Source organism: Rhodoblastus acidophilus (assembly GCF_009720655.1).
In the GTDB taxonomy this organism is placed as follows: Bacteria; Pseudomonadota; Alphaproteobacteria; order Rhizobiales; family Beijerinckiaceae; genus Rhodoblastus; species Rhodoblastus acidophilus_A.
This window is the reverse complement of record NZ_WNKS01000008.1, coordinates 21,415-45,626: the sequence shown is the minus strand read 5'-3', so window position 1 is coordinate 45,626 and position 24,212 is coordinate 21,415. Positions and strand designations below refer to the sequence as shown.

Annotated in this window: 28 protein-coding genes; 21 read left to right on the top strand and 7 right to left on the bottom strand. The window is 64.8% G+C overall.

Annotated features, from left to right (window positions below):
- The first annotated feature begins 119 nt into the window (after positions 1–119).
- From flhA to GJ654_RS10750, 6 genes are all read left to right on the top strand, one after another.
- Positions 120–2,210 carry a flagellar biosynthesis protein FlhA gene (gene flhA, locus GJ654_RS10775; protein ID WP_155446163.1) on the top strand — a complete coding sequence of 697 codons (2,091 nt, stop codon included), beginning with the start codon at positions 120–122 and terminating at the stop codon, positions 2,208–2,210.
- Positions 2,207–2,959: a flagellar biosynthetic protein FliR gene (locus tag GJ654_RS10770; RefSeq protein WP_264586208.1), complete on the top strand. Its 753-nt coding sequence runs from the start codon at positions 2,207–2,209 to the stop codon at positions 2,957–2,959. The genes flhA and GJ654_RS10770 overlap by 4 nt, the downstream gene beginning before the upstream one ends.
- Entirely contained in the window at positions 2,959–3,342 is a 384-nt protein-coding gene (locus GJ654_RS10765) for a hypothetical protein (protein WP_155446162.1), read from the top strand. Before GJ654_RS10770 ends, GJ654_RS10765 begins: the two co-directional genes overlap by 1 nt.
- 129 nt (positions 3,343–3,471) lie before the next feature.
- Positions 3,472–3,954, top strand: coding sequence for a rod-binding protein (locus tag GJ654_RS10760; protein ID WP_155446161.1), 483 nt, complete (start codon positions 3,472–3,474; stop codon positions 3,952–3,954).
- Positions 3,955–3,957: 3 nt separating this feature from the next.
- A complete protein-coding gene (locus GJ654_RS10755; protein WP_155446160.1) occupies positions 3,958–4,338 on the top strand; it encodes a flagellar protein FlgN in 381 nt (126 codons plus the stop codon).
- A gap of 17 nt (positions 4,339–4,355) precedes the next feature.
- Complete coding sequence (locus GJ654_RS10750) at positions 4,356–4,805, top strand: hypothetical protein (RefSeq protein WP_155446159.1); 450 nt, start codon at positions 4,356–4,358, stop codon at positions 4,803–4,805.
- A 106-nt stretch (positions 4,806–4,911) separates the two neighbouring features.
- Here the strand turns inward: GJ654_RS10750 and GJ654_RS10745 are convergent, their stop codons facing one another.
- The 6 genes from GJ654_RS10745 to motA all read right to left on the bottom strand — a co-directional run bounded on the left by GJ654_RS10745 (position 4,912) and on the right by motA (position 9,656).
- Entirely contained in the window at positions 4,912–5,334 is a 423-nt protein-coding gene (locus tag GJ654_RS10745) for a hypothetical protein (protein ID WP_155446158.1), read from the bottom strand.
- 10 nt (positions 5,335–5,344) lie between these two features.
- The gene (gene flhB / locus GJ654_RS10740; protein ID WP_155446157.1) at positions 5,345–6,424 is read right to left on the bottom strand and encodes a flagellar biosynthesis protein FlhB; all 1,080 of its coding nucleotides are present in this window, start codon (positions 6,422–6,424) and stop codon (positions 5,345–5,347) included.
- A 6-nt stretch (positions 6,425–6,430) separates the two neighbouring features.
- Positions 6,431–7,492, bottom strand: coding sequence for a flagellar motor switch protein FliG (locus tag GJ654_RS10735; RefSeq protein ID WP_155446156.1), 1,062 nt, complete (start codon positions 7,490–7,492; stop codon positions 6,431–6,433).
- A complete protein-coding gene (gene fliN / locus GJ654_RS10730; RefSeq protein WP_246664702.1) occupies positions 7,473–7,751 on the bottom strand; it encodes a flagellar motor switch protein FliN in 279 nt (92 codons plus the stop codon). The genes GJ654_RS10735 and fliN overlap by 20 nt, the downstream gene beginning before the upstream one ends.
- 81 nt (positions 7,752–7,832) lie before the next feature.
- Positions 7,833–8,783, bottom strand: a complete 951-nt coding sequence (locus GJ654_RS10725) for a flagellar motor switch protein FliM (RefSeq protein ID WP_155446154.1) — start codon at positions 8,781–8,783, stop codon at positions 7,833–7,835.
- Positions 8,784–8,786: 3 nt separating this feature from the next.
- Positions 8,787–9,656, bottom strand: a complete 870-nt coding sequence (motA, locus tag GJ654_RS10720) for a flagellar motor stator protein MotA (RefSeq protein ID WP_264586209.1) — start codon at positions 9,654–9,656, stop codon at positions 8,787–8,789.
- A 151-nt stretch (positions 9,657–9,807) separates the two neighbouring features.
- Between motA and flgF the strand changes: the two genes are divergently transcribed.
- The 3 genes from flgF to GJ654_RS10705 are packed head-to-tail and all read left to right on the top strand — an operon-like array spanning position 9,808 to position 12,395.
- Entirely contained in the window at positions 9,808–10,539 is a 732-nt protein-coding gene (flgF, locus tag GJ654_RS10715; protein WP_155446153.1) for a flagellar basal-body rod protein FlgF, read from the top strand.
- Positions 10,540–10,543: 4 nt separating this feature from the next.
- On the top strand, positions 10,544–11,881 hold the full coding sequence (gene fliI, locus GJ654_RS10710; protein ID WP_155446152.1) for a flagellar protein export ATPase FliI: 1,338 nt from the start codon (positions 10,544–10,546) through the stop codon (positions 11,879–11,881).
- A 34-nt stretch (positions 11,882–11,915) separates the two neighbouring features.
- Positions 11,916–12,395, top strand: a complete 480-nt coding sequence (locus GJ654_RS10705; RefSeq protein ID WP_155446151.1) for a hypothetical protein — start codon at positions 11,916–11,918, stop codon at positions 12,393–12,395.
- A 188-nt stretch (positions 12,396–12,583) separates the two neighbouring features.
- Here GJ654_RS10705 and GJ654_RS10700 read toward each other — a convergent pair whose 3' ends face one another.
- Positions 12,584–13,624, bottom strand: coding sequence for a protein-glutamate methylesterase/protein-glutamine glutaminase (locus tag GJ654_RS10700; protein WP_155446150.1), 1,041 nt, complete (start codon positions 13,622–13,624; stop codon positions 12,584–12,586).
- A 268-nt stretch (positions 13,625–13,892) separates the two neighbouring features.
- On the opposite strand from GJ654_RS10700, the gene GJ654_RS10695 reads away from it, so the two are divergent.
- The 12 genes from GJ654_RS10695 (at position 13,893) to flgI (ending at position 23,989) form a co-directional block, all read left to right on the top strand.
- Positions 13,893–14,399: a hypothetical protein gene (locus tag GJ654_RS10695; RefSeq protein WP_155446149.1), complete on the top strand. Its 507-nt coding sequence runs from the start codon at positions 13,893–13,895 to the stop codon at positions 14,397–14,399.
- Positions 14,400–14,408: 9 nt separating this feature from the next.
- A complete protein-coding gene (locus GJ654_RS10690) occupies positions 14,409–17,201 on the top strand; it encodes a hybrid sensor histidine kinase/response regulator (RefSeq protein ID WP_155446148.1) in 2,793 nt (930 codons plus the stop codon).
- Positions 17,198–17,686 carry a chemotaxis protein CheW gene (locus tag GJ654_RS10685; protein ID WP_155446147.1) on the top strand — a complete coding sequence of 163 codons (489 nt, stop codon included), beginning with the start codon at positions 17,198–17,200 and terminating at the stop codon, positions 17,684–17,686. The genes GJ654_RS10690 and GJ654_RS10685 overlap by 4 nt, the downstream gene beginning before the upstream one ends.
- A 39-nt stretch (positions 17,687–17,725) precedes the next feature.
- Complete coding sequence (locus GJ654_RS10680) at positions 17,726–18,091, top strand: response regulator (RefSeq protein ID WP_155446146.1); 366 nt, start codon at positions 17,726–17,728, stop codon at positions 18,089–18,091.
- 182 nt (positions 18,092–18,273) lie between these two features.
- The gene (locus GJ654_RS10675) at positions 18,274–19,140 is read left to right on the top strand and encodes a CheR family methyltransferase (RefSeq protein WP_155446145.1); all 867 of its coding nucleotides are present in this window, start codon (positions 18,274–18,276) and stop codon (positions 19,138–19,140) included.
- Between the two features lie 46 nt (positions 19,141–19,186).
- Positions 19,187–20,398, top strand: a complete 1,212-nt coding sequence (locus GJ654_RS10670) for an ATP-grasp domain-containing protein (RefSeq protein WP_155446144.1) — start codon at positions 19,187–19,189, stop codon at positions 20,396–20,398.
- A 56-nt stretch (positions 20,399–20,454) separates the two neighbouring features.
- A complete protein-coding gene (gene flgB, locus GJ654_RS10665; protein WP_264586210.1) occupies positions 20,455–20,835 on the top strand; it encodes a flagellar basal body rod protein FlgB in 381 nt (126 codons plus the stop codon).
- Positions 20,836–20,837: 2 nt separating this feature from the next.
- Entirely contained in the window at positions 20,838–21,257 is a 420-nt protein-coding gene (gene flgC / locus GJ654_RS10660) for a flagellar basal body rod protein FlgC (RefSeq protein WP_155446143.1), read from the top strand.
- A 1-nt stretch (position 21,258) separates the two neighbouring features.
- Positions 21,259–21,567, top strand: a complete 309-nt coding sequence (locus GJ654_RS10655) for a flagellar hook-basal body complex protein FliE (protein ID WP_155446142.1) — start codon at positions 21,259–21,261, stop codon at positions 21,565–21,567.
- Positions 21,568–21,643: 76 nt separating this feature from the next.
- Entirely contained in the window at positions 21,644–22,435 is a 792-nt protein-coding gene (gene flgG / locus GJ654_RS10650) for a flagellar basal-body rod protein FlgG (protein ID WP_155446141.1), read from the top strand.
- 2 nt (positions 22,436–22,437) lie between these two features.
- Positions 22,438–22,890 (top strand): flagellar basal body P-ring formation chaperone FlgA, encoded by a 453-nt coding sequence (gene flgA / locus GJ654_RS10645; protein WP_155446140.1) that lies wholly within the window; start codon positions 22,438–22,440, stop codon positions 22,888–22,890.
- A gap of 1 nt (position 22,891) precedes the next feature.
- Positions 22,892–23,989: a flagellar basal body P-ring protein FlgI gene (gene flgI / locus GJ654_RS10640; protein ID WP_155446139.1), complete on the top strand. Its 1,098-nt coding sequence runs from the start codon at positions 22,892–22,894 to the stop codon at positions 23,987–23,989.
- The last annotated feature ends 223 nt before the right edge of the window (positions 23,990–24,212 follow it).

The following is a 24,212-nucleotide window of genomic DNA, read 5'->3' as shown; positions in this document are numbered from 1 at the left end:
GTCCGGTTCGCGTGAAGAAAACGCGTTGAAACACGGCGCGATTGCGGTTAACAGCGCGCGGAAGTTTGAGGCAAGCTTGCCCGTCCATCTTCGATCCACGGAATCAAAGAGGATGAGACATGACGCAAGCAGCGGCGATCGCTCCGGTTCAACCCGCCGGCAAGGGGGGGCGCGACATCGCCTTCGCGGCGGCCATCATCTGCATTCTCTGCGTCTTCTTCCTGCCGATTCCCGCCTTCCTGATCGACATGGGGCTCGCCTTCTCCATCGCGCTGGCCGTGCTGATTCTCATGGTGGCGCTGTGGATCGAGAAGCCGCTGGAGTTCACCTCGTTCCCGACCATCTTGCTGGTCTCCACCATGTTGCGGCTGTCGCTCAACATCGCGACGACACGCCTGATCCTCGCCGACGGCGCCCATGGCGTCAACGCCGCCGGCTACATCATCGGCGGCTTCGCCAAGCTGATGATGGGCGGCGATTTCGTCATCGGCCTGGTGGTCTTCACCATCCTCATCACCATCAATTTCATGGTCATCACCAAGGGCGCGTCGCGCATCGCCGAGGTCGGCGCGCGCTTCACCCTCGACGCCATTCCCGGCAAGCAGATGGCCATCGACGCCGATCTCTCCGCCGGTCTGATCAACGAGAAGGAGGCGCAGCAGCGCCGCCGCGATCTCGAGGAGGAAAGCTCGTTCTTCGGCGCCATGGACGGCGCGTCGAAATTCGTGCGCGGCGACGCCATCGCCGGCCTGATCATTCTCGCGGTCAACGTGTTCGGCGGCATTGTCATCGGCGTCACCCGCCATAACCTGGAGGTCGGGGCGGCGGCGGATGTTTACGTCAAGCTGTCGGTCGGCGACGGCCTGGTGTCGCAGATCCCGGCGCTGATCATCTCGCTTGCGGCGGGCCTGCTGGTGTCCAAGGGCGGCACGCGCGGCTCGACCGAAAAAGCCGTGCTCAACCAGCTCGGCAATTATCCGCGCGCCATGCTGGTGGCGGCGGCGCTGCTGTTCTTCCTCGGCCTGATGCCGATGCTGCCCTTCCTGCCCTTCGCGGCGCTCGCGGGCGCGCTGGCCTATCTCGGCAAGACCATTCCGGAAAAGCTCGCCAAGGAGCGCGCGGCTCACGAAGCGCTGTCGCGCGCCCAGGAGGAAGCGGCCGCCGCCGAAGCGAAGAACTCGGTCAAGGAGTCGCTGCGAACGCACGAGATCGAACTGGTCTTGGGAAAGCAGCTCGCCGCGCGCCTGCTGCTGTCGCAGAACGAGCTGTCCACCCGTGTGGCGCGGATGCGGCGCAAGTTCGCGACGCAATACGGATTTGTGGTGCCCGAAATCAAAGTCTCGGATTCGCTGACCGCGCCGCCGAAGAGTTATCAGATCAAGATTCACGGCGCGGTGGTCGCCTCGCAGGAAGTGCGCATCGGCGAATTCCTGGTGATCAGCGGCGACGGCCGTCGTCCCGATACGCCCGGCGAGGAGGTGCGCGAGCCCGCCTTCGGCATGCGGGCCTGGTCGATCGCCGAAGCTTTTGTCCCCGAGGCGAAGCGGCTCGGCTTCAACCCGATCGACAACATGTCGGTGCTGCTCACCCATCTCTCCGAGGTCATCCGCAACAACCTCGGGCAACTGCTCTCCTACAAGGACATGCGCGCGCTGTTCGATCGCCTGGGGCCGGAATACAAGCGCCTGCTCGACGAGATCAGCCCCGCCCAAATCTCCTATTCGGGCTTGCAGGCCGTGCTCAAACTGCTGTTGCAGGAGCGCATCTCGATCCGCAACCTGCATCTCATTCTCGAATCCATCGCCGAGATCGCGCCGCACGCGCGCCGCGCCGAACAGATCGCCGAACACGTGCGGGTGCGCATGGCGCAGCAGATCTGCGGCGATCTCGCCCAGGGGACGGTTCTGAAAATCCTGCGGCTGGGCAATCGCTGGGACATGGTGTTCCACCAGAGTCTCAAGCGCGACGCCAAGGGCGATGTGGTTGAATTCGACATCGATCCGCGTCTCGTCGAAGAATTCGGCGAGCAGGCGTCGAAGGCGATCCGCAAGCACATGGACGCGGGCGAACAGTTCGCGCTGGTGGCCGCGCCGGAAGCCCGCCCCTATGTGCGCATGATCATCGAGCGCCTGTTCGCCACCTTGCCTGTCCTGTCGCATCTGGAGCTGGCGCGCGGGATCGAGATCAAGTCGCTGGGGACGATTTCGTGATTCAGACCGCGCCGGAGATGATCGCTTCGGTCTTCGTGCTGTTCTGCCGGATCGGCGCCTGCCTGATGACGGCGCCGGGATTTTCCAGTCCGCGCACCCCCGTGCGTGTCAGACTGTTCATCGCGCTGACGCTGACGCTCGCTCTGGCGCCGGCGCTCACCGGCGGCAAGCCGTTCGCGCTCGGCGGCCTCGCCGGGCTGGTCGGCGCCATTTTTTCGGAACTCGCGATCGGCGGCTTCATCGGCCTGCTGGGCCGCCTGTTCTTTCTCGCGCTGGAAACGATGATGATGTCGGCGTCGATGAGCATCGGCCTGAGCAATCCGCTGGGCGCGCCGATCAACGAGGCGGAAGCCCTGCCGGGACTCGGGGTGCTCGTGAGCGTGACGGCGACCTGCCTGATCTTCGTCATGGGCCTGCACTGGGAGCTGATTCGGGGCCTCGTCGCTTCCTATTCGGTGATGCCGGTTGGAACCGGGCTGCGGCCGCAGGCGGCGCTGGCGTCGTATTCGGACGTGCTGGCGCGCACGTTCGTCATGGCCCTGCGCGTCTCAAGTCCGTTCATCGTCTACGGGGTGATCGCCAATTTCGCGGTTGGGCTGCTCAACAGGCTGACGCCACAGGTTCCGGTCTACTTCATTTCCGGCCCGTTCCTGGTCGCCGGCGGCTTGATCCTGTTCTACTTCATCGTCAATTCCATGATCCCCGCCTTCATGGCGGATTTCGCCGACTGGGCCGTCAAGGGAAGCTGATGCGACAAAGACACAAGAGCCTCAAGCGCCTGCTGCATGTGAAGAATCAACTCCACCAGAAGGAGGAGGCCGAGCTTGCCGAGATCCAGCGCCAGAAGGGCGAGATCGAGGCGGAGCGGCGCGCCGTGTTCGACATTCTCGGCGGGCGCGACGATCCGTTCATCCTCGGTCTCGCCTGCCGCCACCTGATCCAGACGCAGCGACGCGAGAGCGAGTTGCACGAGCGCGAGCAGGAGCAGAAGACGCAGCTGATGCGGCGCACGGCGCAGAAGAAGTCGCTGGAGAAGATCGTGGAGGAGGCGGGGCGGCGGATCGCGCGCGAGGACGAGAAGCTTGAGCTTCTGGAGATCGGCGAGCGTCTCGCGGCCAAAGCTATTCGCTGACGCGGACCTCCGGTTCAAGCGAAGCGGATGCCGGTTCGCGTGAAGGAAACGCGCAAAAGCAAAAATTGCGCTCAAGCCTCCGGTAAGTTTGCGCGACTAGTTTGGTGCAGGTTCGAGGGCGCGTAACAAATGGCGATTTCACCGGTTTCCGATCTCATTGTCGACGTGGCGCGCGCGGCCGATCCCCAAAAAGCCTCCGCCGCCTCGCGCGCGCTGGAGGCGGGCGCCGCGCCCGAAGCCTTTTCCGCGACGCTGAGGCAGGCGGCGCCGGCTGTGGACTCGGGGAGCTACGCCTACCGCAACCCCGCGCCCACCGTCACGCCGGCGATGACGCCGGAGCGCAAGGCGGCGGTGGGGCTGGAAAGCGTGCTGCTCAAGGGCATGATCGAGGAGATGCTGCCCAAGGACGCCGCCGATGTCTATGGCTCCGGCGTCGCGGGCGACGTGTGGCGCTCGATGCTGTCGGAAAAGATCGCCGAGGAAGTGGCGAAGTCCGGCGCGCTGCACATTGCCGACCGCCTGTTCGCCACCCATCAGGACCTGTTGCAGTCCTCGAACGTCAACAAAATCAAGCCAGCGCCCCCGCTCGTCGATTCCAGGATGAAGATCTAGCCCGTGAAATCATCACCCCACTCTCGTCACGCCCTCGGCCAGATCAATGTCCAGACGGCCTTCGCCGACGTCATCGCCCGCGTCGAGGCCGTCATCGACCAGGAGACCGCGCTGCTGCGCGAGAACCGCGCCGTGCAACTCGCCGAGTTCAACACGCGCAAGCAGCAGACGCTGCTGGAGCTCAACCGCGTCCTGCGCAATGTCGCGCATGTCGATCTCAAGCGCCTGGAACGCGACAGAGTCGATCGCCTCGTGCGCAAGCTTGAGGACAATCGCCAACTCCTCGCCTACCATTTGCGGGCGATGGACGAAATTTCGGCCCTGGTGTCGCGCGCCTTGCAGGAGGCCGAGTCCGACGGGACCTATGGGCGCGGCGGCGTCTGAACGAAAGGAAGGACGCGATGATCAAGATGCTGGCCTTGGCGGTGTGGGCGAGCGCGATCGCGGTGCTCGCCGGCAACGCCGCGTCGAAATGGCAGGAGGCGAAGGCCTCGCCGCAAAAGGCTGAAGCGGCCGAACACGCCTATGAATACCGCAAGTCCAAGGTGATCAACGTGCCGGTCATCGCCGACGGCGCGCTGCTCGGCTATGTGCTGGTGCAGTTCCTCTATGGACTTGACTCCAAAGCCGAAAAGCTCGCCATCAGTCCCGACGCGGTGTTGATGGACGAGGCGTTCCGCACGCTCTACGGCGACCCCCATCTCGATTTTCGCCATCTGGAAAAATACGACATGGACGGGCTGACGAAAAAGCTCGCCGTCGCCCTCAACGCGCGCCTCGGCGAGGGCGCGGTCAAGGATGTCTTGATCCAGGATTTTTCCTACATGCCGAGGAACGAGACGCCGCGCTGACGGGAGCCTGACAACTTCACGAAATCAAGAAAGAGCCCTCATGCTGAGGAGGCCCCGAAAGGGCCGTCTCGAAGCACGAGGGCGTCCACGCATGCAACGAGCCGCCCTACTGCCGCAGCGGCCGCAACCGCGCGTCCGCCAGCGCCGAGGCGAAGCGCTTCGGCAGATCCTCCGGCGCGCTCGGCGTGTCCAGCGCGAGATGGTGGATGTCGATCGAGGCGCTGGCGGCGTCGAGTTGCAGGCGGAAGAAGGCGGTGGCGCCGCGCCAGCGGAACTCCATGCCCAGCGACACGCGCGGCGGCGCCTCCCATTTCACGTCGGCTTCGGCGGCGCAGGCATAGCGCAGCGCGCCCTGCTTGAAATAGAGTTCGGCCGAGGAATGGATGAGATCCTCGATATTGGCGGTGCGCTCGCCATGGACATAGCCGATCAGGTCGATGACGTTCACCAGTCTCAGTTCCGTGGCGACATCGGCCAGCGCTTCGGCGAGGGCCCGCTCGCACGCGCGCGGAATGGGTTTCGGCTTCATACGCTTGCCTTTACTGTTTCCGGGCCGCTGCGCCGGTCCGGTTGAGGAAGTGGATCAATTCCGCGATCACGCGATAGAATTCCGCGGGGATCATCATGTCGATCTCGACACGGTCGTACATGGACCTTGCGAGAGCCTTGTCTTCGATGACTGGAATTTCATGCTTTTCCGCGATCTCGCGAATCTTGAGCGCGATCAGATCCTGCCCCTTGGCGACCACTTTCGGCGCGCCGCCCTCCTCGCGCACATAGCGCAAGGCGATGGCGTAATGGGTCGGATTGGCGATCACCATGGTCGCCGTGGGCACGGCCGCCATCATGCGCTTGCGCGAGCGCTCCATCGCGACGGAGCGCTGCCGCGCCTTCACCATCGGGTCGCCCTGCATCTGCTTCATCTCGTCCTTCACGTCCTGGCGGCTCATGCGCAGGTCGCGCTTCCAGTGGATGCGCGTCCACACCAGATCGGCGGCGGCGAGGACGAAAATGGCGAGCGTCACGCCGCCGAGCAGTTTTCGCGCGAGGCCCAGCAGGTGATCGCCGAGTCCGGCGGGGTCGGATTGGATGGTGGCGATGGCGCCGCCGATCTCGCCCTTGAGCAGCATGAAGGCGATGCCGCCGACGACGAGCAGTTTCAAGACGCTCTTGAGCAGCTCCGTGAGGCCGCGAACGGAAAACACGCGCGACCAGCCGGCGATCGGCGAGATGCGGCTCCATTTGGGCGCCATGCGCTCCGGCGAAATGCGCGGCGCGTTCTGGCCGAAGGTCGAGACCAGCGCCATGACGATCATGAGGATCACCGCGGGCAGCAGGAACATGGCGGCGACCTGCATGGAGGCGTTGAGCAGGTGAATGGCGTTGCGTCCGGCGCCGACCTGGAACTGTCCGCTCTGGTCGAGCAGGTTTTGCAAAGCCGCGACGAGCGTTCCGGCGCCCGAGCGCAGGAAGAAGGAGAAGAACAGCAGCGCCGCGAGCAGGCCCGCAAACATCGTCACTTCGCGCGAATGCGGCGTGTTGCCTTTTTCGATGGAATCGCTGATGCGCTTTTCCGTCGGTTCTTCTGTCTGGCTTTCCTTGTCGGGCGCGTCGGACATCGGTCTTTACTCAAAAACGGCGTCGCTTTCGCCGCTCGAATTGATTTCGATCTCGTTGCGCTCGGCCATTTCCAGCACCATGTCGGCGATCGAGCGGCGCGCCTTGAGAACGTCGCGCTGCTGCGCGGGGCCGCCGCCGTTGAGTTCGCTTTCCACCATGCGCCGGGCGCGCGCGCCCATCGAGGACAGGATCATCTCGCGGAACGCCGCGTCGGTGCCCTTCAGCGCCAGCACCACGCGGTCGGCGGGCGCCTTGTCGAACACGGCGGTGCGCGCCTTCTGCGACAGCTTGGCGATGTCCTCGAAGGTGAACAGCAGGCCGCGCAGGGTTTCCGCGTCCTTCGGGCGATCCTCGGCGAGCGCGTTGAGCACGTCGTCGATCTGTTCGCGCTCCATTTTATTGATGATGTCGGCGATCTTGGTGTGGGTGTCGCCGCCGGTGTTGCGCGCCACATTGAGCAGCAGGTCCTCGTGCATGGTGCGCTCCAGCAGGCGCATCATCGGGTCCATCACGGGACGCGGCGACAGCATGCGTTTCATCAGGCTGTTGCGCATTTCGCGCGGCGTCAGCGCCATGACCTTGGCGGCGGCGCCCGACGACAGTTTTGACAGCACGAACGCAAACGTCTGCGGATGCTCCTTTTGCAGATAGGTGGCGAGCGCGGCTTCGGGCGCCGCCGAAAGCCGGTCCCACATCGCCTTGTTGGAATTGCCGAGCACGTCGGAGAGAATTTCCGCCGCCTGGTCCTCGGGCAGGGCGCCCGCCAGCAGGCTCTCCGCCTCGCCCGCCGATCCCAGCAGTTCGGCGCCGGCGGTGAACTGCTCGGTGAAATCGGCGATCAGATGTTCGATGGTCGCGGGATTCACCGAGCCGAGTTCGGCCGCCGCCCGCGTGACCTGGCGCAGTTCGAGCGGATCGAAGCGCTTGAGCAGCCGTCCCGCCATCTGCTTGTCCATGGAGAGCAGCAGCGCGGCCACCTTCTCCGCGCCGAACAGCGGGCGCGCGATTCCGCTCGCCCGTTGCGGCGCCGGATAGCGGCCGTTATCGTCAGTTGAAGGCGTCTGCATCCGCTGATCCCACGATCTCCGTCAGGGAAACGCCAAAGCGCGAATTGTCCTCGTCCACCACCACGACTTCGCCGCGCGCGACGATGCGGCCGTTGACGACGACATTGACCGGTTCGCCGACGCGCTGGTCGAGCGCCACCACGGCGCCGCGTCCGAGCTTCATCAGATGCGCGACCGGCATTTTCGCCGAGCCGAGCACCACCTGCACGGTGACGGGAATGCGCAGGATCGCGTCGTGGCGGCTGAGGTCGTCGGCCATCCCCGGATGCGTTTCCGCGATCGTGCCCTGCTGGAAGTCTTCGGTGTCGGTCATGGAATGTTTCGCCGTTTGCGGTGTGAATCAGTTGACGTTCTCGGTCGCCGCCGTCGTCTTGAGGAATTGCGCCAGCGGCATTTCCTCGACATTGACGCGGTCGGCGATTTTCAGCGTGTAGAGCCCCTTGGACTGCCCCAGTTCGCACCAGAACAGGGGCTGGTTTTTGCAGTCGAAGCGCACCTGGGTGAGGGCGCTGGGTTTGAGCGGCAGCACGTCGCCGACCTTCCAGTTGGAAATCTCGCCAAGCGTCGCCTCGGATTCGTCGAGCACGCCGACGACCTTGACTTCGGCCTTTTGCACGCCCTGGCGCATCATCTTCAGCCAGCGCGGATCACTGGCGGAGCCGTCGCTCGACAGATCGCGCGACAATTGCTGGCGGATCGGCGTGAGCGCGGGCTGGGGAATGACGACGAACATCTGTCCGCCGATGTCCATGGCCTGGATCAGGATCTTCGCGATCACCGCCAGCACGTTGCGCCGGCCCATGATGGTGAAGTCCATGCGCGTCTCCACCCGCTCCAGCCGGAAGGTGGTGTCGATCACGGGCCCGAAGGCCGAACGCAGCGCCTCCGAAGCGATCTCGAACACGGTCTGGGCGACGCGCACTTCCAGCGTCGAGAAGGCGCGATCCTCGTCATAGGGCGCCTCCTGCGCGTCGCCGCCGAGCAGCACTTCCATCAGCGAGAAGACGCAGCGCCGGTCGAGGCCGATCAGGATGCGCGCGTCGAGTTCGGGCGAATAGAAGATCGCGGCGATGCTGCCGTCATAGGCGTCGAGCGCGTCCCAGACGTGATCGGTCGAGATCGAATTGACGAAGCAGGAGACCACGGCCGGCGCATAGGGGCGGATGCCCTCGGCGCAGGATTGCGCCAGCCGGTCGAAGATCATGGTGAGCATCGGCAGACGCTCGACCGTCAATCCCGGATTGTCGAGCAGCCGATCGGCCGCTCCGCGTGTTTCTGTCGTCGCGTTCATCGATCAGGCCGCCGCTTTCTCGCCGCCGCCAGAGGTCTCGCTCTCCACCTCGTCGATGGTGGGGCGCTCCTTGGCGGGGATGGTCTTGCGGCCGAACTCGACCGCGATCTGCGGCATGGCGCCGTTCATGTAGGCGAGCAGGGTCTGCTTCACCAGCACGAACTGGCGCAGCATTTTCGTGCGCGTCGTCTTGATCAGGGCGGCCAGCGGGCCGAGGATGCCGTAGGAGGCGAAAATGCCGGAGAAGGTGCCGACCAGCGAGGCGCCGATCAGGCCGCCGAGCACTTCCGGTCCCTGGTCCAGCGCGCCCATGGCGTGGATGATGCCGAGCACCGCCGCGACAATGCCGAGCGCCGGAAAACCGTCGCTGACGCTGTTCAGCGAATTATACGGCTTCAGCTTGTCATAGGTCAGCGTCTGGATTTCCTCGTCCATCAGCGCCTCGATCTCGAAGGACCGCGCGGTGCCGATGATGATCAGGCGGCAGTAGTCGCAGATGAAGTTGGTGAGCAGCTTGTTGCCGAGAATCTTCGGGTGCGCCTGGAAGATCGGGGACTCCGAGGGATTGTCGATATGGGCTTCGACCTCGCCGCGCGACTTGCCGCGCATTTCCCGCATCAGCGCGTGCAGCAGGGTCAGAAGGTCCAAAAAGTCCTTCTGCTTTGGCCCCTTGCTGAGAATAGCCTCCATGATGGCGGCGCCGGAATCCTTGATCACCGGCATGGGGTTCTGGACGACGAAAATGCCGAGCGCCGCGCCGCCGAGGATGAGGAATTCGTAGGGCTGCATCAGTGTGTGCAGATGGCCGCCGATGGCGACGTAGCCGCCGAGCATGCACCCGAATGAAATGGCCAGGCCGATGACAAAATTCACGTGGGCTCTCCGCTTGAAGCTTGGCGTCCATTAGTGCCTCTCATGGCTGGCGCGAGGCTGACGCCGGGCGGGTCAGCCTCGCGCCAGCGCCATGGTTAATGATCGGCGCAAGCACAGGTTTTCGCATTCACCATGGTTGGGCTTCGGCGTCATGCAATCGAGTCTTTACGTCACGCTTTCGGGGCAATCGGCGCTGCAGAAGCGGCTCGACACGATCGCCCACAATGTCGCCAACGTGAACACCGCCGGCTTCCGCGCCGAGGAGGTCAGCTTCTCCACCTTGATGTCGCGCCAGGGGACGGCGCCGGTGGCTTTCGCCGTCACCGGCGACAGCTTCATCTCGCGCAAGACGGGCGAGATCCAGCGCACCGGCGATCCGCTCGACGTTGCGGTGCGCGGCCAGGGGTTTTTCGCCATCAAGACCCCTGACGGCGTCGCCTATACGCGTGACGGGCGGCTGCACATGGATGCGACGGGCGCGCTGCTCACCGTCAACAATTATCCCATCCTCGACGCTGGCGGCGCCGGCATCATGCTCGACGGAAACGCCGGCGCGCCGGTCATCGCTTCCGACGGCATGATCACCCAGAACGGCCGCCAGCTCGGCGCGGTCGGCCTCTACCTGCTCGATCCCGAAGCCAAGCTGACGCGCGTCGACAATTCGGCGGTGAAGTCCGACCGCCCGGGAACGCCGGTGCTCGATTTCAACAACAATGGCGTGCTTCAGGGCATGACCGAGGGCTCGAACGTCAACCCGATCCTCGAGATCAGCCGGATGATCAACATCCAGCGCACCTTCGAGAGCGCGGCCAGGGCCGTCGAAAACACCGAAACCAATTTGAACGACGCGATCAAGAGCCTCGGCTCGCCCAACGGAGCCTGAGCGCATGGAAGCCCTGGAGCGCCTGCACCGCGAGGTGCTCGAAGCCGATCTCCGCCTCGATCCCGTGCGGATCGGCGGCGTGGTCACCGAGGTCGGCCCGTCCGCCTATCGGGTCGCGGGCCTGTCCCGCTATCTGAAACTCGGCGATGTCGTTGCGCTCGACCTGGAGGACCGGACGTCGCCCGGCGAGGTCGTGAAGATCGACATGGAAGGGGTGACCGTCAAATCCTTTGACGCGCGGGTCGAGGGCGGAGTCGGCAATCTCGCCTTTCGCGCGAGGCCCTTGCGTCTGAAGCCGCATCATTCGTGGAAGGGACGCGTCATCAATGCGCTGGGCTCGCCGATTGACGGCGAGGGGCCGCTCATGGAGGGCGAGCGTTCGCTGCCCATCGACGCCGAGCCCCCGGCGGCCATGCGCCGCGAACGCGTGCAGAACCCGATCCGCAGCGGCGTGCGCGTCATCGATTTTTTCACGCCGCTCTGCGCGGGTCAGCGCGTCGGCATTTTCGCCGGCTCAGGCGTCGGAAAATCGACGCTGCTCGCCATGCTCGCGGGGTCGCCGGGTTTCGACAGCGTGGTCATCGCGCTGGTCGGCGAGCGCGGCCGCGAGGTTCGCGAATTTTTGGAGGAGGCGCTGGGCGACAATCGGCGTCTCGCGATCACCGTCGTTTCGACGGCGGATGAAAGCGCGATGATGCGCCGCCTCGCGCCCAAGACCGCCATGACCATTGCCGAATATTTGCGCGACCGGGGCGAGTCTGTCTTGTTGATCGTGGACTCCATCACGCGCTTCGCCCATGCGGCGCGCGACGTGGCGCTGGCGGCGGGCGAGCCGGCGGTGGCGCGCGGCTATGCGCCCAGCGTGTTCACGGAACTGCCAAAACTGCTGGAGCGCGCGGGGCCCGGCGAGATCGGCGGCGGCGCCATCACCGGCGTGTTCTCGGTGCTGGTCGATGGCGACGATCACAACGATCCCGTCGCCGACAACATTCGCGGCACGCTCGACGGCCATATCGTGCTCGACCGCGCCATCGCCGACCAGGCCCGCTATCCCGCGGTCAACGTGCTGTCGTCGGTGTCGCGCCTCGCCCACCATGTCTGGACCAAGGAGCAGCGCGCGCTGGTGATGCGGCTGCGCGCGATGATCGCGCGGTTCGAGTCCTCGCGCGATCTGCGTCTCATGGGCGGCTACCAGGCGGGGTCCGACCCGCTGATGGACCAGGCGGTCGGGTTCACGCCGAAAATCTACGAAGCGATGAACCAGTCGCGCGAGGACCCGCCGAGCGTGGACGCGTTTCGCGAACTGGCCAACGCGCTGCAGTCGGACAAGCCGGCCGGTTGATTGAGCCGAAACATTGGAAAAAGGAGTCAAGGGGATGACGAGCGATTGGGCGATCAAGGGCGCTGGATTGGCGTGCGCCGCCGGTTCCGTCTGGTTCGCCGCCTATATGGTCAACCACCAGGGCGAGGCGCCGCGCGTCAATGCGATGGAGGAATTCGCCCTGTTCGCGCAGCCCAACCGCGTGCGCGCGGTCGAGGCGGCGCTCCGGGGCGCGCCGGCGCAAAGCGACCCGAAGCGCACCGGCAAGGTCTTGGAAATCGACATGACGCCGATCGGGGCCACGCATATCCGCACGCCGCCGAAAGCCGAAACCGCGCGCCGCGACCTTCGCATTGTGGAGCTTGGCGCGGACAGCGCGCTTCTGGAGACTTCGGAAGGCTATCGCCGCATCAGGGTCGGCGACGACATGCCGGAGATCGGCAAGATCATCGCGATCCGGCGCATGTCGGAATATTGGATCGTGGTCGCCAGCTTGCGCTCGCTGGCGCAGGCGGCCCCGCCGGACGGGAAGTGACGGGCGGGGTCCACACGAACGAGACGATCCCGCAAGCCGCGCAACTGTGTGTCGTCATGGCCGGGCGTCGTCCCGGCCATTCACGCGGCGCCGCAATCCGAGCCGCCGCAGAATTTTGACCCGCGGGTTGGCGTGGATGCCCGGGACAAGCCCGAGCATCACGGTCGTGGATTGAAAAAGACGTCCCCTCACGCAATCCCGAACATCGTCTTGATGCGCTTGCCGATGTCGCCAACCGGCAAGACCTCGTCGGCGCAGCCGTTCTCGGTCACCGCGCGCGGCATGCCCCAAACCGAGGATGTCGCCTGATCCTGCGCCACGACAAAGGCGCCGCCGTCCTTCAGCTTGCCAAAACCCTTGGCGCCGTCATTGCCCATGCCGGTCAGCATGATCGCCAGCACCTGGCCGCCATAGCCTGACGCGGCGCTGTCGGCGAGCACGTCCACGCTCGGCTTGTAAAGGCTCTCGCCCTGCGCGGGCGAAATCTTCGCCTTGCCGTTGGCGATGCGGAACATCATGCCCCCCGGCCCGACATAGGCGACCCCGGGCTGAAGCGGCATGTCGTCGGCGGCCTCGACCACGCTGATCGCGCAGACGTCGCTCAGCCATTTGGCCATGGCCGCCGTGAACTGCGGCGGCATGTGCTGCGCGATGACGATGGGGACCGGAAAATTTTTCGGCAGGCCCTGGAGCACTTGGCACAGCGCGCGCGGGCCGCCTGTCGACGAACCGATCACCACCAGTTTCGGCTTGGTCAGCGTGACGCGCATCGGCAGCGCGCGGCGCGCGACCGGCGCTGGCGGCGCGGCGACGACGGGGCGCTGGCGCGCGCGCGTGGCTCCCACCACGGCGTGCAGCTTTTCATGCAGCTGCTCGAAGCCGCCGGCCTTGGGAATGAAATCCATGGCGCCGAGTTGCAGGGCCTGGATCGTGGTCTTGGCGCCGGCGTCGGTCTGCGAGGACACCATGATCACGGGAATCGACGATTTCGCCAGAATCTGCCGCAACGCGTCAATGCCGTTCATCTCGGGCATTTCCACGTCCATGGTGATGACGTCGGGCTTGAGCTGCTCCGCTTTTGCCACGGCTTCGCGGCCGTTGGTCGCGGTGTCGATGACGCGGAAGCGGGCGTCGCGATGGATGTGGCGGGTGATGGCGTTCCGCATGAAGCTGGAATCGTCCACGACGAGAACGCGAATGGGCTGGGAGGCCGGCTGGTGCTTCAGCATGTTGGCGGCTTCGCTCCTGTTGATTTCATTTCGTTTCTCCCGCCACCGCTCATCCGGCGCCGTCCGGCGCCGCGCGCCCGATCCGCACCTGCATCTTGGCGTGACTTTGTTAACAGACTTTCAACGCAGAGTTGCAGGCGTCCGGCGCGGCTGCGCGACTATTTCGCATTTTACAACCGTGGAGATGTGTCTGCGGTGTCTATGGTAACCGTTTATTATCGGTTTGCGAGCAAATCATCTTGAACACAACTTATGCGGGTATCGCGGGATGGCTATGCTTCAGGTGAAGGACGACGACTTTTCAGCGCCTGCCCCGATTCCCGAGCCTGTGCTCGGGATCATCAATCCGGTCACTGGGCTTGCGAACGATTATCTCAATGTTTTCAACGAAATTCTGCTTCTGCTCGAATTCCTGCCGACCATGCCGGAAATGACCGAGGAGGCGCTCGCCTGGCAGCCCCGGAGCTATTCGGAATATTTCGAGCAGTCGACGCTTCCCGACGCCAAGCACGCGCTGGAGGCCTATGAGAAGGTCGATCCGGCGCTGCGCAAGAAATTCGAATCCGTTCTCTCGCGCCTGACGCAAATCGTCATCGACGCGCAGCGCACATTGGCGGCGGAATCCACCCAGCCGGATTATCCCGATTCGATCGTCGAATCCTGTGAGGCGACCGCCGAGCAGATGCGGATTGGCCTCGCCTATGTGAACCGGTTGATCAACGAGGGCGGTCCCTCATCCGCGGGCGCGTCCCGCTCCCGCAACAAGAAGAGCTGAGGCGTCGCCATGGACGAAATGTTGATGGAATTTCTCGCCGAGTCGGCGGAGCAGATCGAGGCGGCCTCGGCGCAGATCGTCGCCTTCGAGCGCAACCCCGACGACGCCGCGCTGATCTCCAGCATTTTCCGGCTGGTGCACACGATCAAGGGCACATGCGGCTTTTTGGGACTGGAGCGTCTGCAACGTCTGACCCATCACGCGGAAAGCCTGATCGGCTGCCTGCGCGAAGGCGCGACGGCGACGCCGGATGTCGTCTCCGCCATTCTCACCGCCGTCGACCAGGTCAAGGTGCTGCTCGGCGATCTCGAGGAAACGGGCCAGGAGCCCGAGGGCGACGACAGCGAAATGATAGCGCTGCTTGAGCGCCAGGTGGCGATCTGCCAGGGCGGCGAAGCGGCCAGCGCCGCGCCCGCCGAGGAACCCCTCGCGGCCGTGGCCGAGCCGGAACCGGAGGTGGTCGAGGAGGTCATGCCGGAACCCGAGCCCGAGCCGGTCGCTTCCGCGCCCGAGGAATGGCCGGCCGAGCCCGTGTCCGAAATCCCCGCGCGACCGGCGACGCAGGAAACGCTCGACGCGCTGGTCGCCTCGCTTCGCGCCGCCAAGCTCGACGTCCGGCGTGAACAGTCGGCTTCGGTGAAAGCCGAAGGGGCCAAGGCGCCGGAGCCCGCTCCCGCCGCGCTCGCCGTGAAGGGCGCGCCCGAGGCGGCCCACCCCTCCGCGGCCAAGGCCGGCGAGGCCAGCGAGGGCCGCGCGAAAGGCGCGGACACGATCCGCATCAATCTGAATACGCTCGAGCGGATCATGAATCTGGTCTCCGAGCTGGTCCTGACCCGCAACCAGCTCATCGAGCTGACGCGGCACAAGGAAGACGAGACGCTGAAATCGCCGCTGCAGCGGCTGTCGACCATGACAACCGACCTGCAGGACGCGGTGATGCGCGCCCGCATGCAGCCGGTGGAGCGGGTGTTCTCCAACCTGCCGCGCATGATCCGCGACCTCGCCAACGATCTCAACAAGAAGATCAATCTGGTCACCGAGGGCGCCGACACCGAACTCGACCGCCAGCTCATCGACCTCATCCGCGATCCGCTCACCCATCTCGTCCGCAATTGCGCCGACCACGGCATCGAGACTCCGGAGGAGCGCCTGCGCGTCGGCAAGCCCGCCGCCGGCACGGTGCGGGTTTCCGCCGCCCATGAGGCGGGACAGATCACCATCGAGATCGCCGACGACGGGCGCGGCCTCGACATCAACAAGATCAAGAAGAAGGCGATCCAGCTCGGCGTCGCTTCGGCCCAGCAGCTGGAGCGGATGAGCGATGAGGAGATCTACCGCTTCATCTTCGCGGCCGGTTTCTCCACGGCCGAGAAGGTCACCAATGTTTCCGGGCGCGGCGTCGGCATGGACGTGGTGCGCGAGAACATCCAGGCGATCGGCGGCTCCGTCGCATTGACCTCGACGCCCGGCAAGGGCGCGAAATTCGCGCTGAAGATTCCGCTGACGCTCGCCATCGCGCCAGCGCTGATCGTGGAGGCCAGCGGCCAGCGTTTCGCCCTGCCGCAGCATTCCGTGGTCGAGGCGGTCGGCCTCAACGGCGGCGAACACAAGATCGAACTGGTGCAGGGCTCGAAAATCCTGCAACTGCGCGAAGCGGTTCTTCCGATCGGCAGCCTCGCCGAGCTGTTGCATCTCGCCCCGCCGGAAAACCGCACCGCGGAAGCCGAGCAACTCGCCGTGATCATGCGCGTCGGCGCCCATGCGTTCGGCATTACGGTCGACGCGGTGGTGGACGTGCAGGAAATCGTCGTCAAGCCGATGGGCGTTTCGCTGTCGCATCTGTCCTCCTTCTCCGGCCACACCATTCTCGGCGACGGCTCGGTGGTGTTGATCCTGGATCCGAACGGCGTCTGCCAGGCGCTCGGCCTCGAGCAGTCGCGCGAAGGCTCGGCCGCCAATGTCGAAAGTGACGCGCTCCGCGTCGGCGACAGGACAAGGCTGGTCTATTTCCGCGCCGGAACCGGCGTCGACAAGGTGCTGCCTTTGTCCAACATCGCCCGCATCGAGACGGTCTCCTCGGAGAAGATCGAATTCTCGAACGGCATGATGCTGATGCAGCACCAGGGCCGCCTGATGCCCATCGTCGCCGCGGCGCCGGACGTCATGGTCAGGGAAGGCGACAACACTGTGTTCGTCGTCAGCCCGGATGGCGAGCCCTTCGGCCTGCTGATCGACGCCATTGTCGACATCATCGAGGAGAAGCTCGACGTCGAGATCGCCGGCGACCAGCCGGGCATCGTCGGCGCCGCCGAGATCAACGGCAAGGTGGTCGAACTGCTCGACATCGCGCATTTCATCGACATCGTGCGTCCGCAGGCCGAGCGGCCCAAGGACCGCAAGAGCCGGCTGCTGCTCATCGACGACGCCGCCTTCTTCCGCGACATGCTCGCCTCCACGCTTCAGGCCCATGGGTTTGAAGTGGTGAAGGCCGGCTCGGGCGCGCAGGGCGCGTCGGCGCTCGGACATTCCGGTCCGTTCGACGCGGCGCTGATCGACATCGAGCTTCCCGACGTCGCCGGTTACGAACTGGCGGAGCGCCTGCGCGAGGCCGGCGCCGCCTTCCCGATGATCGCGCTCGCCCCCTATGCGACCCGCGAGATCCTGCGCGCGGCGGCCGCCGCCGGCATGGCCGGCGCGGTCGGCAAGTTCCAGCGCACCCAGATGCTCGATCTGATCCACGCCTGCATCGAGCAGCAGAACGACATGCAAGACGAAGTTCTTTTCGCCGGAGCGGCCGCATGAGCTACGAATCCTCGAAAGTGATACGCGACGGTCTCCAGACCGCCGGGAGTGCGCTGGATGGCTATTTCTCGATCAAGGTGGCCGGCGACACCTTTGGGCTGCCGGTCACGCAGGTCCAGACGATCTTCCGCATCGGCTCGGTGACCGCGGCGCCGGGCGGGCCGGCCGATATCGTCGGGCTGGTGAACCTGCGCGGCAAGATCGTCACGGCGGTGAGCCTGCGCCGTCGCCTCGGCCTGGAGCCGGAGGCGGGCGGGCCGGGCAGCCTCGCCATCGGCATCGAACATCACAAGGAGGCCTTCGCGCTTCTCGTCGACGAGGTCGGCGACGTCCTGACCTTGACGGCGGACAACGCTATCGCGCCGCCGCCGCATATCGGCCGACAGCGGGCGAAATTCGCCTCCGGCTACAACCGGTTCGGCGGACAGATCCTGCCGCTGCTCAATGTCGACGCGGTGTTCGATTTCTCCGAGGACAAGAGCTGAACTGGAATTCCGGTTTCCGAAACGCAATGGAGCTGAACAATGAAGAACGTGCTGGTGGTTGACGACTCGCCGATGATTCGGCGCATCGCCAAAAAGATTCTCGAAGAGCTGAACTTCAAGACCTGCGAGGCCGAGGACGGCCAGAAGGCGCTGGCGGCGGTGAACGCCGACATGCCCGACGCCATACTGCTGGACTGGAACATGCCGGTGATGGACGGGCTGGAATTCCTGATCAACCTGCGCCAGCTGCCCAATGGCGGTTCGCCGAAAGTGCTGTTCTGCACCACCGAAAGCGACGTCAAGCACATCACCAAGGCGATGCAGGCCGGCGCCGACGAATACATCATGAAGCCGTTCAACAAGCAGATCGTGAAATCGAAATTCGAGGAAGTCGGCTTGTGCTGAGCATGATTCGTTGGCTCGCCAACGAATCATGCTCAGCCTTCCTTGTTTCTTGCAGGATCTTTCCGAAAGCCGGCCGCAACTTTTCGGAAATCCTGCTTGGGGCGGGGAAAGAGGCGAGTCCATCGACCGCACCCGCGGTGATGGGGTCGATGCGTTTGTGTGTCCCTGAGTGAGTGTGCGTCATGTCCCAGGCCTTCGCGGCTTTGCAAGCCTTTCTGCTGAAATCGTCAGGCCTTTCGCTCGACAAGGAGAAGAAATATCTCGTCGAGGCGCGGCTGACTCCGGTGATCGAGCAGGCGGGCCTGAGCGATCTCGGCGAACTCGTCACCATGATCGAGACCGACAGGACGCTCGCGAAAAAGGTGACGGAGGCCATGACGGTCAACGAAACCTTCTTCTTTCGCGACCGCCAGCCGTTTGACGGATTTCGCAACGCCATCCTGCCGGAACTGCTGAAGCAGCGTGCGAGACAAAGAAAAATCCGGATATGGTCGGCGGCGTGCTCGACCGGGCAAGAGCCCTATTCGCTCGCCATGATCGTCGACGAGGAGGCGCGCAATCTCGCGGGCTGGACGGTGGACATCGTCGCCACCGATATCGCCGAAACCGTGCTGAAGAAGGCGAAGGACGGCGTTTATACCCATTTCGAGGCGCAGCGCGGCCTGCCCGCCCAGCATCTCGTGCGCTATTTCTCCAAGCGCAAGGACAATTGGGTGATCAGCCAGCACATCCGCTCCAGGGTGGACTTCCGCCTGCAGAACCTGATGGCCGATTTCTCCGCGCTCGGCCAATTCGACGTGATCTTCTGCCGCAACGTGCTGATCTATTTCGCGCCCGACCAGAAGCGCGACGTGCTCAACCGCATGGCGCAAAGGCTCGCGCCCGACGGCTTTCTGGTGCTGGGCGCGGCCGAGAGCGTGATCGGCTATTCCTCCGAATTCAAGCCGCATTCGGACAATCGCGTCATTCTCACGCGACGCGCGGCGACGCCGCATCACGAGCCTTTGCGCGCGGGCGCCAGCCTGGAGCAAGTTCGCACGGCAAAATAGGGGAGGGCGCCGCGACGGTCGGAGGCCCGATTCTGGAGCTTCCCCGATGTCCGTTTCGCCCTGCGTCCCGCCCTCCATTTTGACCGAGCCGCCGCTGATGGGTCTCGCCGCGCTGACCAGCCGCGCGATGCGCGGCGAATCGCTGGCTCCCATCGCGCAAGCGCTGCAGACGCGTCTCGCCGCCAATCCGGACGACGCCAATGCGCTGATGGACCTTTCGACCGTGGAGCTGTTGCGCGGCTCGCGGGCGGCGCGCTTGCGCTTGCAGGGCGAGGCGTTGGCGCGCAGAAAACTTTACCCCCAGAACGCGCGAATCCCCGGCGCGCCCCGCCTGCTGGTCCTGCTTGCGCCCGGCGATTTCATGGCCAACACGCCCGTGGAATTCTTGCTGGAAGGCGCTGGGATCAACGTTGATTTCTTGTATGTCCAGAGCGAGGCGGATTTTCTTCGGCTGCCGCCCCATGACGTCGCCTTCGTCGCCGTCGCGGAATCCCGCGCCAACCAGACGATTCTGGGCCTGATCGACGAGGCCGCGCCCTATTGGCCTTGTCCCATCCTCAACCATCCCGCCGCCATCGCCCGCCTGACGCGCGACGGCGCCTGGCGTTTGCTGCGCGACGTCGAGGCTTTGCATTTTCCCGAAAACCGTTGGCTCGATCGCGCCGCGCTGGCGAAGGGGGAAGGCGGCGCTTATCCGCTGATCATCCGCCCCGTCGATTCCCATGCCGGCGAGGAGCTGGAAAAAATCGAACACGCCGCGGAGCTTGGCGCTTATCTGCGCGGCCACGCCGGCGACGCGTTCTATGTCGCGCCCTTCGTCGATTACGCGGGCGCCGACGGCAAATATCGCAAGATTCGGATCGCCTTAATCGACGGAAAAGCCTGGCCGATTCACTACGCGGTGTCGTCGCGCTGGATGGTGCATTATCTCAACGCCGACATGCTGCACAATCGCGCCCATCGCGCCGAGGAAGAGGTTTTTATGCGCGACTTCGACGCGTTTGCCGCGCGACACGCGGCGGCGCTCGACGCGTTGAAGCGCCGCCTCGGCCTCGATTATCTGCAGATCGACTGCGCGGAAGCGGCCGACGGCCGCCTGCTGATTTTTGAGATCGGCGCCGCGATGATCGCGCACGATCTCGATTGCCCCATCACCTTCCCCTACAAGTCCGCGCACATGCGCCGCTTGTTCGACGCCTTCCGCCACATGGTCGCGGCGCATGGTCCCGACCACGAGCAGACCCTTGAGCCAGCCTGAGGCAAGATTGCGCGCCTAATCTTCTGTTCAGGTTATCAAACACAGGAGGGTGGTCCGTGGAGACCCTGGCGCTGTTTTCGCTGGCGTCGCAAAAGGCGAGCTGGCTCTCGACGCGACAGGCGACCATCGCCTCGAATGTCGCCAACGCCAACACGCCCGGCTATCGCGCGCAGGACGTAACCCCGTTTTCCTCGGTGCTGTCGCATCTGCAATTGCCGATGGCGGCGACGGCGCAGGGCCACATCAAGCCGGACGTCCTCGCGGGCTCGAAATCGCGCGTAAAACCCACGGAGAGCTGGGATGTCGTCTATTCCGGCAACTCCGTCAACCTGGAGCAGGAAATGCTCAAGGCCGGCGAGGTCAGCAGCGCCCACGCGCTCGATGTCGGCGTGGTCCGCTCGTTCCACCAAATGCTCATGAATGCTGCGAAGGCCTGACCATGGCGATCGATCCTCTTGTCTCCTCCATGCACATCGCCAGCTCGGGTCTGCACAGCCAGTCGACCCGCCTGCGCATCGTCTCGGAAAACATCGCCAACGCGTCTTCGACCGGATCGAGCGCCGGCGCCGATCCCTATTCGCGCAAGACGATCACCTTCGAAAGCGAACTCGATCGCGCCAGCGGCGAGAACCTGGTGCAGGTCAAGTCGATCGGCGCGGACACGACCCCATTCCGGACCGAGCACCTGCCTGGACATCCCGCCGCCGACGCCAGCGGCCACGTGAAGATGCCCAACGTCGATCTTCTCTTCGAAATGGCCGACATGCGCGAAGCCAATCGGTCCTATGAGGCCAATCTGCAAATCGTGAAGCAATCCCGCCAGATGCTTTCCGCAACCATCGATCTCTTGAGGAGCTGACATGATCGGAGCTTTGTTACCTGTCGCCATGGATGTCGCGCGCGGACTCGCCTCGTCCTCTCCCGTCACGGCGCCGGCCTCGGCGACCGCGGGCGCCGATTTCGGCCAGGCGCTGGCCGCCGCCGCCGGCGACGCCGTGAAGACGCTGAGAAGCGCCGAGTCCGTGTCGATGTCCGGCATCCAGGGCAAGGTCAGCGTGCAGCAGGTGACCGAAAGCGTGATGCAGGCGGAGCGCACCCTGCAGTCCGCCGTCGCCATTCGCGACAAGGCGGTCGCCGCCTATCAGCAGATCAGCCAGATGCAGATTTGAGAGCTTTTTATAGTCTGACGCGTTTTCTTAACGCGAACCGGAATCCACTTCGCTTGAAAACGCTATGGAGTCATTCATGCGCGCCCTTGTGATCGCCGCCACCGGCATGAACGCCCAGAACCAGAACCTCGAAGTCATCGCCAACAACATCGCCAACATCAACACGACCGCGTTCAAGCGCTCGCGGGCGGAGTTCACCGATCTGCTCTATCAGGCGGAGCGTCTCCAGGGCGTTGCCAACCGCGGCGCCAATTCGGTGGTGCCCGAGGGCGCGCAGATCGGCCTGGGCGTGCGCACCGCGGCGATCCGGCCTCTGGAGATCCAGGGCTCAATGACCAGCACCAACAACCAGCTCGATCTCGCCATTTCCGGCCGGGGCTGGTTCCAGGTGCAGTCGCCGAGCGGCGAAACCCTTTACACGCGGGCGGGTTCGCTTTCCACCAACGCGCAGGGGCAGATCGTCAACACCGACGGCTATGCCATCATGCCGAACATGGTGGTGCCGAACAACACCACCGCGATCACGGTCAGCGAAACCGGCATTGTCTCCGCGACGATCGGCGGCCAGACCAATCCGCAGCAGCTCGGCCAGTTGACTCTGGCGACCTTCGTCAACGAACCCGGCCTGATGGCGCTGGGCAGCAACCTGTTCCAGCCCACGGCGGCCTCAGGCCAGGCGGTGACCGGCGTGCCCGGCGATCCCGGCATCGGCAAGATCAAGCAGGGCTATCTCGAGGCGTCGAACGTCGATCCGGTCTCGGAGATCGCGACGATGATCCAGGCGCAGCGCGCCTATGAGATGAACTCCAAGGTGCTCGAAGCCGCAAGCTCCATGGCCGGGACCATCGCCAACCTGAGGACGTCTTGATCATGGGTTTTCTTGCACGGCTTCTCGCCCTGGCCGCAACGCTTGCGGCCTCATCCGTCGCCTGCGCCGGCTCGCGCGAGATCGTCGCGCCAACGCAGGTCATCTATCCCGGCGACCGGATCACCGACGCCATGCTGGGCGAGGTCTCCGAGCCGAACGCGGATCTCGGCGGCTACCTCGTCGCGCGCGGCCAGCTCGTCGGCAAGGTCGCGCGCCGCACCCTGCTTCCGGGGAAGGCGATTCCCGCCATTGCCGTCGAGGAGCCGCGCGCGGTGTCGATGGGCGGACTGGTGCAACTCGTCTACGAGAAGGACGGGTTGAGCATCGCCACCACCGCGCAGGCTTTGCAAAACGGCTACGTCGGCCAGATCGTCCAGGTGCGCAACATCGAGAGCGGAATCGTCGTTTTCGGCGCCATTCAGGCGGACGGATCGGTTTTGGTGAATGGCGGCTGAGATGAAACTTTTCGCGGTGCTTCTGGCGTTTTTCGTGTCGCTCTCATGCGCCCATGGCGCCGTGCGCATCAAGGACGTGGCCTCCGTCAAGGGCGTGCGCGAAAACCAGCTCGTCGGCTACGGTCTTGTCGTCGGCTTGCAGGGCACCGGCGACACCTTGCAGAACGCGCCGTTCACGGGACAATCCCTTCAGGCGATGATGGACCGCATGGGCGTCAACGTGCGCAGCGCCAATCTTCGCACCCGCAATGTGGCGGCTGTCATGGTCACGGCCGAACTGCCGCCCTTCGCCGCGAAGGGGACGAGGATCGATGTCACCGTCTCGTCTCTGGGCGACGCCTCCTCGCTGATGGGCGGCACGCTGCTGCTCACCACCCTGACGGCTGCCGACGGGCAGGTCTATGCGGTGTCGCAGGGAGCGGTGGCGGTGACGGGTTTCAACGCGCAAGGGCAGGGGGAAACCCTCACCCAGGGCGTGCCGACGACCGGCCACGTGCCCAATGGCGCCACGGTCGAGCGCGAACTGCTCACGCGGCTCGGCGACCAGGCGACGATGAGCCTTGAATTGCGCAATCCCGACTTCAGCACCGCCGTGCGCATCGCCGACGCCATCAACGCCTATAGCGCGGCGACCTACCGCCGGCGCACGGCGCGCGAGGACAGCCCCAATACCGTCACATTGCAGAAGCCGCCGGGCGTCGGCGCCACGCACTTCATCGCCGAGATCGGCGAATTGCTGGTCGAGCCCGACGCGCCCGCGCGCGTTGTGCTCGACGCCCGCACCGGCACGGTGGTGATCGGCCAGGACGTTCAGATTACGCCCGTCGCCGTCACACAGGGGGCGCTCACCGTGCGCATCACCGAGACGCCGCAGGTGTCGCAGCCCGCGCCGTTCTCGAGGGGCAGGACCGTGGTGACGCCGCAGACCGAGATCGACGCCAGGCAGGGCGGCGGCTCCGTCGCCATGCTGGGCGGGCGGTCCCTGCGCGGCCTGGTGCGCGGGCTCAACCAGATCGGCGTGAAGCCGCAGGGCATCATCGCCATTCTTCAGGCGATCAAATCGGCCGGCGCGCTGCAGGCGGACATCGTGATCCAATGAGTGCGATGATCGCGCGCCGGCGCGATCATGCTTCCCTGGCATCAGCCAAAGCCCTTGGCGAGACGGGCGTCTAAGCAAACATGCGTTGGTCGCCCAACGCATGTTTGCTTAGGCTCCTTTGTTTTCGCGGGATTTTCATCCGAAAATCGGGGGCCACTTTTCGGAAATCCTGCTTAGCGACGCCCTTCCGGTCGCGTTCGCTCCTGACCGTTTCTCGCCCGCA